The 9,943-nt window shown below is 48.7% G+C and carries 9 protein-coding genes; 1 reads left to right on the top strand and 8 read right to left on the bottom strand.

The annotated features are described in order from the left end of the window. On the top strand, positions 1 to 287 hold a 287-nt coding region (locus PPG34_RS18295), incomplete at its 5' end, for a YnfA family protein (RefSeq protein ID WP_313834892.1). Between the two features lie 918 nt (positions 288 to 1,205). On the opposite strand, the gene PPG34_RS18290 is transcribed toward PPG34_RS18295, so the two are convergent. The 8 genes from PPG34_RS18290 to PPG34_RS18255 all read right to left on the bottom strand — a co-directional run bounded on the left by PPG34_RS18290 (position 1,206) and on the right by PPG34_RS18255 (position 9,897). Then, positions 1,206 to 3,446 (bottom strand): primase-helicase family protein, encoded by a 2,241-nt coding sequence (locus PPG34_RS18290; RefSeq protein WP_313834891.1) that lies wholly within the window; start codon positions 3,444 to 3,446, stop codon positions 1,206 to 1,208. A gap of 308 nt (positions 3,447 to 3,754) precedes the next feature. Continuing rightward, positions 3,755 to 4,267, bottom strand: a complete 513-nt coding sequence (locus PPG34_RS18285; RefSeq protein ID WP_313834890.1) for a hypothetical protein — start codon at positions 4,265 to 4,267, stop codon at positions 3,755 to 3,757. Between the two features lie 41 nt (positions 4,268 to 4,308). Beyond that, the gene (locus PPG34_RS18280) at positions 4,309 to 4,671 is read right to left on the bottom strand and encodes a helix-turn-helix domain-containing protein (RefSeq protein ID WP_313834889.1); all 363 of its coding nucleotides are present in this window, start codon (positions 4,669 to 4,671) and stop codon (positions 4,309 to 4,311) included. Positions 4,672 to 5,374: 703 nt separating this feature from the next. Next, a complete protein-coding gene (locus tag PPG34_RS18275) occupies positions 5,375 to 5,788 on the bottom strand; it encodes a hypothetical protein (protein WP_313834888.1) in 414 nt (137 codons plus the stop codon). A gap of 43 nt (positions 5,789 to 5,831) precedes the next feature. Next, positions 5,832 to 6,461: a hypothetical protein gene (locus PPG34_RS18270; RefSeq protein WP_313834887.1), complete on the bottom strand. Its 630-nt coding sequence runs from the start codon at positions 6,459 to 6,461 to the stop codon at positions 5,832 to 5,834. Between the two features lie 71 nt (positions 6,462 to 6,532). Then, a complete protein-coding gene (locus tag PPG34_RS18265) occupies positions 6,533 to 7,378 on the bottom strand; it encodes a hypothetical protein (protein WP_313834886.1) in 846 nt (281 codons plus the stop codon). A 67-nt stretch (positions 7,379 to 7,445) separates the two neighbouring features. Further along, the gene (locus PPG34_RS18260) at positions 7,446 to 7,949 is read right to left on the bottom strand and encodes a hypothetical protein (protein ID WP_313834885.1); all 504 of its coding nucleotides are present in this window, start codon (positions 7,947 to 7,949) and stop codon (positions 7,446 to 7,448) included. Between the two features lie 790 nt (positions 7,950 to 8,739). After that, positions 8,740 to 9,897 carry a tyrosine-type recombinase/integrase gene (locus tag PPG34_RS18255; protein WP_313834884.1) on the bottom strand — a complete coding sequence of 386 codons (1,158 nt, stop codon included), beginning with the start codon at positions 9,895 to 9,897 and terminating at the stop codon, positions 8,740 to 8,742. Positions 9,898 to 9,943 lie beyond the last annotated feature (46 nt).

The following is a 9,943-nucleotide window of genomic DNA, read 5'->3' as shown; positions in this document are numbered from 1 at the left end:
GAGGCTGTTTTGCCTTCTGGATGTGGCTCCGATTGGACCGCTCGCCTTGGTGGGCGACAGCAGGCATTATATCCCTGGTGATCTTTGCGGTCATATTGACCCGCTCAGAAGCGGCTTTTGCCGGACGAACCTATGCAGCCTATGGCGGGGTTTATATTGTATCCTCGCTTTTATGGTTATGGGCTGTTGAAGGTGTGAGCCCTGATCGGTGGGATGTCGCAGGAGCAGGAATGTGCTTGGTTGGAGCTGCCATTATACTTTGGGCCCCACGACCTCTTATTCAATAAACAAATGGTCTCCCGAAGGCTGGAAATTTCCTGGAAGATAAATTTTAGATATTAAATTTGTTTCGTAATACCTAGTGAAGCACTGGTTTAGAAAACTTGTGTCTTAAAAAAACGTATTGTCTTACCCTCCACCATACTAGATTAGGAGAAATGAGGTTCTGACTTCGTCTGGTCTCCGGAAGCAGGTCCCGAAACAGGTTTTTTCGACACCTGAAAATCGCAAGCACTTGAAACGCATGCCCTTTCCCCCTCCAGGCCCGCTGACAGAATATCAGTGGGTCTGTTTCTCAGGTGATCGTCCGCCTGGGTAGTCCGGACCTCCGCGCGCGCGAGGCCCCCGCGCCTGAACCAGCCACACATGGAGAGGCTTTCTGACGCATTAGTCTTTCTCCATCTTTTTGTCTGAATGAGCAATGACACATTTGCGTGCAAGTCGACCCGAAACGAGTCCAGGCGGCACATTATGTGCCTGGGCGAGTCGGGTTGCCTAAACATCAGACAGGGTTGAGTTATGCACAAAAAAAGGCCCGCATGGGGGATACCCGCCTGCCATTTTTCCTATGAGTCTTGGTGGCCGTGAATGAGTGGGATCGAATTCAGTCGTTTTCTATCCACCTGAGGGTTGCAGATGATGAGGGGGTGGAACAGGGGTGGATAAGGGGCCCCTATCCAAGAAAACGGTAGTCGAGACAAGGACTTGAGCCGTTTCGAGAGGACGGATAGGGGGTAGAGACTGAAAACCTTTTTCCAGAGTTTTTTTGAGATGCGCTCCGCCGTTGTTGTCCAATTTTAATGTATATATATTTTTTCCCTTTTTAAAAGAAATACCCCTTAGGCCCCCTATCTGTTGTTTTCAACGCCTTGAATCCATTGCCGTTTTCATGGATAGGGGGACCCTATCCACCCCCTATCAGCCCCCTATCCAAGAATGGGGTCCCATTCGTCTAGGCCAATGTCTTGGCCCTTTACTTGTGCGTCGTACTGTCGGCCGATCACCGTGCTCGTCTTCGAAGCCCAATCGTTCTGATTCCTCCATATCCAGACATTACACTTCCGCCTGCCGTTATCGACGGGGACCTGGGAGCGTTTGGTGGCCCCAAGCTGGTCCCGCAAGAAGCCCGTGAGTTTCCCGTTGAGGTTCCTGACCCGGCGCAATCGTTCCGGCAAGGCCTGTTCCAAGTCGGCCATGCTCACGAGATCACAGCCGAAGGGTGGCTGTCCATTGTCCAGCAGATCCAGCAAGACCTGGTGGACCTCGTCGAGGTTGGCGCGACGCATCTCGCGCTTGGCGGCGGTCTGGGGTGCCACGCCCTTTGGTTTGAAATCCGAGAGGTCTCGTTGCGACAACCGGTGCGCGACGTGCGCGGGTCCGTCCTTCTTGAGATTAGAAAACAGTGCGGCGTAGTACGATTCCTCACGGGGTTGGGCGGGCGAGAACACCACGAAAAAGCGACGGTCGTGCATCTCGACTTTGAGCGCGTCTTTGTAATTCGTGAGCATCAAAAAGTTGAGGCAGTTGTTGAGCGAGTAGGTATTCCGGTATTTCTCGTGAATCCGGATGGTCTCGTCCGTGATCACCGACTTCAGTTTGTTGATCAGCTCCTGCCTCCCGATCGTCATGAGTTCCTCCACGACCACCAACTGGGCCTGCCGCTGCCACGTGGTCCACTCCGAGTGGAGTTCCTCGTTCGACGGACGGCTGGTGTTCTGCTCGCCGATGATCCGCTCCATGAGCTGGCCAATAAAACTCTTCCCCGTCCCGGGCAGTCCCTGCACCACCAACGCGAAGTGAATCTTTTGTCCAGGATGTTTGACAAGGAACGCGAGGTAATCCAGGACGAGATTTCTCTCATGGTCATCGGGGATCAGGTATTCCATGTGCGTGAGGAACCAATCCACCTCTCCCTCTTTGGGCTCGACCCCCGACGGCCGCCAGATGTTGTAGCTGCCATCATCCGGAAACTCGGGTTGTCCGGGTAAATAGGTGAGGCGTTCGAAGCGTCGGATGGATGATTCTTGTTTAAAGATTTGATTCGACAGCAGGTACTTGTCGGCGAGGTGGCCGTAGACGCTATCGAACTGGTCCCGGTCCCACATCTGGCAGTCGTGCCGGCGGACGAAGCACTTTGCGTCCACCGCCCAGACCCACGCATCCAAGGCTTCGCGGACACGCCTGGCCCGTCCGGCTTTTTTATTCACGAGTGGGCTCTCACACCCCGGCTGATTGTTGTGCATATAGGTGAAGGCGTTGGCGACTTTCTCCTTCAACTCCTCGTCACTCCAGGGTGGCCGGCAGTGCGGATTCCAGTGTTCTTTCATCAATTCAAAAGATTTGTCCTGTGAGATGCCGATGTCTTTGAGGTGTGCGGCAACCTGCACGGTTTGATCATCACCGTGTTGGTGTTCAATGGCCATGGGTGCCTCGTGGCGCAGGTAGGCGATGGCGTGCTCGATGTTGACCTTGAGGTCCCACTCCACCAGAGGCGTTTGGTCGGTATCTACTGTTGAGGGTTCCTTCGAGGCCTTGGTTGAGAGTTTGACTTCACCCGGGTAGGCGGTTTCCAACTCTTCCAATGTGAAACGTTGGACCTTGCCGTTTCTCACATCATCGGCGGTGGGGCATTGAATTAGTTTGACGAGGAGGGGCTCGCCCTTTAGATGGAAAAAGCCCGGCACCCGCATGACCCGCGGCGGGTCGGAGATCGAGGGGTCCGTCTTTAAGAAATTCGCGAGGCGTTTCTGTGTCATCGTCCATGCGGCCAGATCGTCGGTCGGTTGGATAAGCCAGTACGCGTGCCATCGATCGGAACTCCGCTGCACGATGACGTGGGGTGGGATTGGCCATTGCTCGGGCAAGGGGATACCGTCAGCGTCGACGAAGACGGCGGTAGCTTTGAGCACGTTTGTTTTCCTCCGACCTTTGCCATCTGTTCGGTTTACCGTGATAAAGATTCCACACCCATTTCGCTGTGCCTGGATGAGTTTGTCTTTCACCTCCTCAAGAGTCCCATGAAATAAGGTTGCTCGGCCTTTTCCATTTTTATCGGGAATAATCTGCCAGCAGTACGGGCTATCTCCTTTGACCACGTCGAGAAAACGTTGGAGCGTGTCAAAGTCAAAAGCGGGTAAGTCAGATGGTAGATGATGTTGCGGATTCATAGTTACTTTTCCATTTCGGTGCCTGAATGTTTTTTCGGTATCCGTCATTCGCTTGCGCCCGCGAGGCTTCTACACACATGCCAACCACACATGGGGTAGTTGTTTAAATGTGGTTGCTTCGACAGATATTTCTGTCCTTTCTGGGTGACCGCCTCTGTCGAGATCGGTCACCCATTTCGTCCGTGTCGACTTCGGTGATCGGTTATCAGGTAGGGTTGCCGAAAAGGCAATACGCTGGGTCCGGGCTCAAAACATGAGTCGTTCTGGTCCGTCGCTCCAGGCGCACGGTCTTCGGTGACCCCATGGTCCTATTGCCTCTTTTTCCTATTTTTTGAAGATAAATTTTCATCGTGGTCTATTTCTTCGGTACAATTCCTCTGCCAAGCCCGTAGCCACGCCAGTTTTTCCGGCGTGGCTTTCTGAGTCGAGCGCATACGTTGTCTTCGTTTCTCAATCCACAGCCGTCCCTCGGCGGCTTCCTCCTCGGACCGGCCTTCCTTCCAATGGAACTCTGCCATTTCTGACATCATCAGTCCTTGGTCCAGCTCGTGAATAAAAGCGGCTCGTGCCACCCAGATGGCTTCGGGGTCTGGGCCGAAGTGCCGGAGCATCGCGTCCGCACACTCGGATGCCAGTTCGACGGCACCGGGTCCGGATATCAACATGTCGCCCGAGTGGTTTCCATTTTCATCCTCTTCCCCGAAGACGCATAGTTGATACTTGTAGCCGGCCAATCGTAAGCAAGGATTCCAGTCGAACTCTGGTACGATAACCTTTGCTACGGTCTTGGTGCTGGTGTTGTCGGTCGTATTCGTTTTCATTAAATTTTCCTCCGTAAATTTGTTGAATATTCTTGAAAATCCTAAACCGCAAGATCGTAGTCGCTTGGTTTTTCGTGGTTACCTGGAAAGATCTTGATCGGCCCCTCGCCATCAGCTTTGGTCGTGGACATAAATCTGATGAGGTCTTCTTTGTTGTACCGGATGTGTCGGCCCAACTTTGTGTAGGGTGGCCCTTTGTCTTCACCACGCCATGTCGCTAGTGTGATCGTGGCGAGGCCTAAAAATTGACTTGTCTGTTTGGATGTTAAAAATCGGGCGGGAATCGACGCCTCTTCCAGCGCTTTTTTTGCGCCGGCGTAGGCGGCAGCGATTTGCTGCGCATGTGGAACCGAGTAACCAGGCTCCTGGGGTGGTGGTTGGAACTGATTGAAGTGTTGTGCCATGGCACACCTCCATTAATAATAAAAGATTTTGGAGATGCCTATCTTTTTGGGGATTGGGCCATAAGGCTTCAACCCGAAGAAAGATAGACGTGATCGCCTATTCCCTTCGGGCCCGTGCCCTCTAGCCTAAGGAGAGAAGCTTTAAAAAACCTGCTTCATTCACTGGTAGGCCGTCAGCAAGTCCAGACGAAATCTCCCCGTGGAGTCTCGCCCTTCTTGCCATCGGGATTTCGAAATTATAGATTCTTAGAACATTTGTCAAACAAATATTATGTAACAAATGAACCGAAATTTATCTTGATAGATTATTTATATCACCATATATCAAGATAAAAGATCGTTCTCTTCCGGGAAGCTTAGCCTTCGGCTTGCTCAGGTACTGACACACTTTGCCAGACATTATCTTGGCCATATTCAAGGCCCAATGATGGCTTCAGAAGTAATCACCTTTCATCCGATTTCTTTCCTCTTCAGAGAATTAGTCATGGACCTCAAGGCTTCTCGTGAATAGAAATTTTTTGAAGTAACTCAAAAATGGGAATGGTTGGTTCTTGTCCCTAACCAAAAATTGACCCTCTGACATTTTGATTGTCCAATACTTCGATTGACTTGTTTTATCTACTCTTGGGCTTCCTGTTGGAAAGGAATCTCCTGAGATTGTTTATTGAAGTCTTATAAGGCTTTAACTGAATTACTGTTCGGATTAGCCGCTTACACGTAAATGTGCGGCCACTCCCCGAAAGTATCCAGCTGCTTCGTCAAGAATATGAAGTTGTTTGTCTTTGTCCTGTTCGTTGGCAGTGCCTAATTGAGCATGCATCCCCTCAATCTGCCATACTTGCATGACCCTATCTGAATACTCTTCAGCCTTATCCTGACCAATCAGATCTCCTATTGTCTCTTTCATATTTTGAGCGTGAAACCGTAGTTCCTCACATTTGCCATGTGGATATTCTCCCTTCTTGAGAGATGCTCTGGTGTCTTCAATGGTTTGAGCGAGATTCGAAAAATAGTCAGAGATTTTCGCCGTTCTCTTAAGGCGTCCTTCATCCAAATTGGTGAAAATCTCAAATAATTCTTTTGCAACATTGAATATAGTTTCCGCGATTCCAAACATATATCTTCTCCTTTGTTGATTTTATCTAAATTATGAGAGCCAATTAGGTCGAGGAACTCTCTGGCAACTTTTTCTTGACTAACTCTAATTTGTTGGAAATTGAACGAAACTTTCCGATCAGTTTTGTGTATATAGATTCAATAATTGCAAAATCCTTATCACCAAAACTTGCTTGAGCCTGTTCATTATTTTGACAAATTTCCAGCCTTTTATTGCCCGCTTCAAGAGTGGAAATTTTCCTGTTTACTAAATTTTTGAAGTCAACGAGGTCAAGCATCAACACATGTGCGTGTACAATGTCAGAAAGAAGGGCATTGTCATACAATATAAAATAGTCTTTAAAGGTATTGGCTATTTTCTCCAATACAAAAAGGTCGTGTGGGGAGATTTCTTTTTCAGAAAAGCGTTTGACGCAGTATGAATAGTTGTTTGAATTTTCATTGATAAGTGTTTCCAGGTCAGGTTTTATGAAAGTCTCCCACCGTTTGCAGATTTCATCCCTGAGAAGATGAAGGGTGGTTGACTTCATCCTATCTCTATCTTTACGTTCACGCTCAACTTGTTTTCTAGTAACCCATTGCGACGCTCCATAGCCAATTAGAGCACTCAATAAAATAAAAAGCGGGGTAAATGAAGGTGCAATTCTTACCCATAAATCTAATACCTCCTGCATGGCAGTTCTCCTTCTTCGTGGAGTAGGAAAATTGTAAACAAATTATGGGAACTGGGAAATGAAGAAATTAGCTACAACAAAGAGTTGATTTTCTTGGACAAGGGCTTAATGAAGTCACCGTCTTCCCAATAATTCCCGTGGCTGAATGGATTCCACCCCGTTACTATTGATTTAAAGAATCCACCCCCCGCGTTAATTTCCCTATCTTCAAAAATGGCTTTCTTATAGGAGGGACTTAACGGTTTTAACGGCCAACCCAATGCATCGTCCCTATCATAAAAGTTGTGCCAGGAAAAATTATAGCCTTTTCCCGATGTGCTTATTGCTTTTATCTGATCTTTCGAAAAGCCTGCGACAAACACAGGAATGTTGCAACCAGTGGAAAAAAGGAATCTTAAGCTTTTTAATCTCCTGAACCGGTCTTTGGGAGAACCCTTCGGTTCATCATCAGGCTGGCCATCTTTCCAAACTCCTGTATTGGCTTTGACCTTTTGAGAATCCCAAATGTAATTGGAGATTACCTGGCAACCCAAGGACTGAGCCACGATTACTACCGGTTTGAATTTTGAACCCAAAGCTGAAAAGGAACGGTCTAGAGCGTTAAAAATTTTCTCCTGGGCTTGTTTGTAAGGACTGTTTTTCTCTCCAGCATTCCTCTCAAGTCCTGCGGCATCTGAAAACCCGAATAACAGAAATTCCCTCAGGGTGATCCAGTCTATCTCGTCCTTCTTCATTTCCTTCATCACCCGATCTTGGTTGGGCTGCAAAATATCCTGATAGAAAATGGATTCAAAATGTATCTGAGCCCATGATTCCTTGCCTAAATCATCAGCCAGTTCTTCCCTAATACCGTTTGCATAATCCTTTTTGTTTTTTCCCATGCCATGCAAGGTTATGATGGCAATGTCTTTTTCCATGACGGCCTCCTTTTAAGGTTGGTTGAGAACGAGTGAAATGAAAAGCTAACAAGTTCCGTTTCTTGCATTAAGTTGAATAGGACTGCCTTTCATCCTCACCATCTTCTCGAATTAACTTTTTCAATAATTGGTTGTATTTAAGCTCTTCTTCTGTCTCATTCTGTCTTGGTTCAGAATATCCCATGCCTTCCCTGAATTCCTGTATGCCTTTCCCTATGGATGGAAGCTCAATGTCGAATTGCCCTTTTGGAATTTCCACATTAATTTTTCCTCCTGAAAAGGCCACGGCAAATGTGAGGAGAAGCAAGGATGCCGATCCTGCAATTTTAAAAGGACTTTCGCGGGTAATGCTGGCAATGAACAGTTCAGACTCGCCAAGGTCTTGATCAACCCAATCTAGTATTGGACGAGAGTCTGAGTAAAATGCATCCATGAATCTGCGCAAATAGGGTTCAGGGTTATTGCTAAATTGTTGTGAAGTTAAATTAAGTTCTTTGGTGAAAAGACTTGCCCGAACATAGGTGGTCCGAAAATAGGTTAGATATAAAGACAATTCCTTCGAGCTAAGCATTTCTCTTTCTTCAAGGAAGGTGATGGAAAAGGGTATGGAATTTAGGGTGTTGGGTCTTTGTTTTGTTGTCGTCATTAAGAAATTCTCCCTAAGAAATAGGAAAATGTGTTTAGTCTGCGGCCTTAGCACTGGCCTGAAAGTTGATCTATAAAAAATGATTCACGACAACATGAAGCAGGTTCCGTGCCATAAGGTGAATAGCACAGGCAATCAAATTTGAACTTTGGCGATGCTTAGGAAAGGAATGAATTTAAAAGGCAAGCATAGCTCTGAAGGTGTAATCCTAATTAAATGGTGTATCTGATTAGATACATTGTTGGCACAAAAAGATACGGTCAATTTGGAAAAGAGAAATTTGGGAGATTCAAACCATTAATGGGCGATCATAAGTGACTAACCTTTGTTGATCTAAGGCAGGTCAACGGCTTATTTGGCGGATAAATTAGAGAATGCAAGAAAGAATCTTTAAAAAACCTTTCTTCAGTTTTTGAGAGTCTAAGGGAAGGGTAGGCGTGTATTTTGCTTATTAAATTCAGACCTTTCCCTAGCTTTCGCGAATGACCAATTTGGATACACTTCTGTATTCGATCGATACACATTCATTCATTAAATCTTCCAGCCATTCATTCTGCCAGGTGAAGAATCAAAAGTTTTCGATACGTTAGTTCTCCCAAGGTTACTTCAGTCGCTGGGTCACAGATTTCCCTTTATGCAGAAGGTGGATGACAGATGCAGGAATTGTGCGCAAAAGTGAAGTCCCAAATTCTTAAAGAGGCAGTTGTGTTGTAAATCAAGATAAAAGTTCGTTCCCTTCGTGGATCGCATCGGACAGGTATTGGGACATCTTTTCTTGTTGGGTTTTGAGGTGTTGAATGAGCGCGTCCCTGGTGATGTAGCCGTAGGAGACGTCCCTGCGTTTGTGGTTCATCAACAGACAGGTCTCCGTAAAGGGGATGCCAGCCTCAAGCGCGAGCGTGCGGTACGTGTGACGGAGACTGTGCGGGTTGGGGAGGCCACGTCTTTTCGGTTCCTCGATGTGAGCGGATCGAGAATTTGAGGGGAATACCCACGGGCTGTCCGGGAAGAGTTTCTCGTTCTCCTTGCGTCGATACTTCAGAATCCCAACCAGTGTGGTGCTAAGCGGCAAGGTGAAGGCTCGCGCCGCGCCCCCCTTGGGATTGGGAATGTGGAGAGTGCCCTTGTGCTCGTCGAAGTGCTCCCACCTCGCGGTGCAGGCTTCCGATCGGCGGAGCCCCGTGAATAACAGGACCATATGCAGGTGGCGAACGATGGGGGAGAGATCGTCGAGTTTACGGAACCATGTCGACAGCTCTTCACGCGTCAGGGAGGAGTCGCGTCTGCTCTCCTGGTTAAACGTGATCGCCACCGAGGGGTTGGGTGGGAGGCTCGGGTCTTCACGCAACGCCCGGTTGTAGAGCGCCCGGAATGTGCGGAAGGCCGCATTCGCGGCGTAAGGCCCGTTCTTGGCGGTGAGCACCTCGTGTTTCTCCCGGACCATGCGGCGGTCGTTGCCCAATTCGGATAAGGGAATGGTCAACCAGTTTTTGAAGTCCCGTCTGAGATGTCCGCTGTATTCTTTCTTCGTCTTCGGCGACAGTGTGCCGTTCTTCCGGTAGAGTTCCCACGCATCAGCGAGAGTAAATGCTTTTACCTTCAATGGTGCCGTGGGGTCCTCGCCTCTCGAGATCGCGGCCATCAGCTCGCGAGCCCGGCTTCGGGCGTCGCGCAACGACACCCAGTCCGTCCTGCCGATAGTGATCCGAATGCACTTGACCTTGCGCTTGTTCCGCCAGATGTCGCCCTGGACCGCGTAGGACTTGGAGCGCTTGTGGCAGAGCACCATCAACCCCTTGACCTCCGTGTCGCGGACGGCCTTCCCGCCGAACGGCAACCCGCGGACGAGCCCCTCTGTGAGTTTCTTGGCCATTCGTTTCTCCCCCTGTAAGTGACCAGCTCAAGGTCTGGACAGACTC

Source organism: Candidatus Nitronereus thalassa (assembly GCF_032191465.1).
Taxonomy (GTDB): Bacteria; Nitrospirota; Nitrospiria; order Nitrospirales; family UBA8639; genus Nitronereus; species Nitronereus thalassa.
The sequence above is the reverse complement of the archived record's forward strand: the minus strand, read 5'-3'. Positions and strand labels throughout refer to the sequence as shown.

Excerpts from the sequence above, each read along its gene's own strand:
- PPG34_RS18275 (WP_313834888.1), bottom strand. The coding sequence starts at position 5,788 with ATGTTTGGAATCGCGGAAACTATATTCAATGTTGCAAAAGAATTATTT.
- PPG34_RS18255 (WP_313834884.1), bottom strand. The coding sequence starts at position 9,897 with ATGGCCAAGAAACTCACAGAGGGGCTCGTCCGCGGGTTGCCGTTCGGC.
- PPG34_RS18265 (WP_313834886.1), bottom strand. The coding sequence starts at position 7,378 with ATGGAAAAAGACATTGCCATCATAACCTTGCATGGCATGGGAAAAAAC.
- PPG34_RS18285 (WP_313834890.1), bottom strand. The coding sequence starts at position 4,267 with ATGAAAACGAATACGACCGACAACACCAGCACCAAGACCGTAGCAAAG.
- PPG34_RS18280 (WP_313834889.1), bottom strand. The coding sequence starts at position 4,671 with ATGGCACAACACTTCAATCAGTTCCAACCACCACCCCAGGAGCCTGGT.
- PPG34_RS18260 (WP_313834885.1), bottom strand. The coding sequence starts at position 7,949 with ATGCTTAGCTCGAAGGAATTGTCTTTATATCTAACCTATTTTCGGACC.
- PPG34_RS18290 (WP_313834891.1), bottom strand. The coding sequence starts at position 3,446 with ATGAATCCGCAACATCATCTACCATCTGACTTACCCGCTTTTGACTTT.
- PPG34_RS18270 (WP_313834887.1), bottom strand. The coding sequence starts at position 6,461 with ATGCAGGAGGTATTAGATTTATGGGTAAGAATTGCACCTTCATTTACC.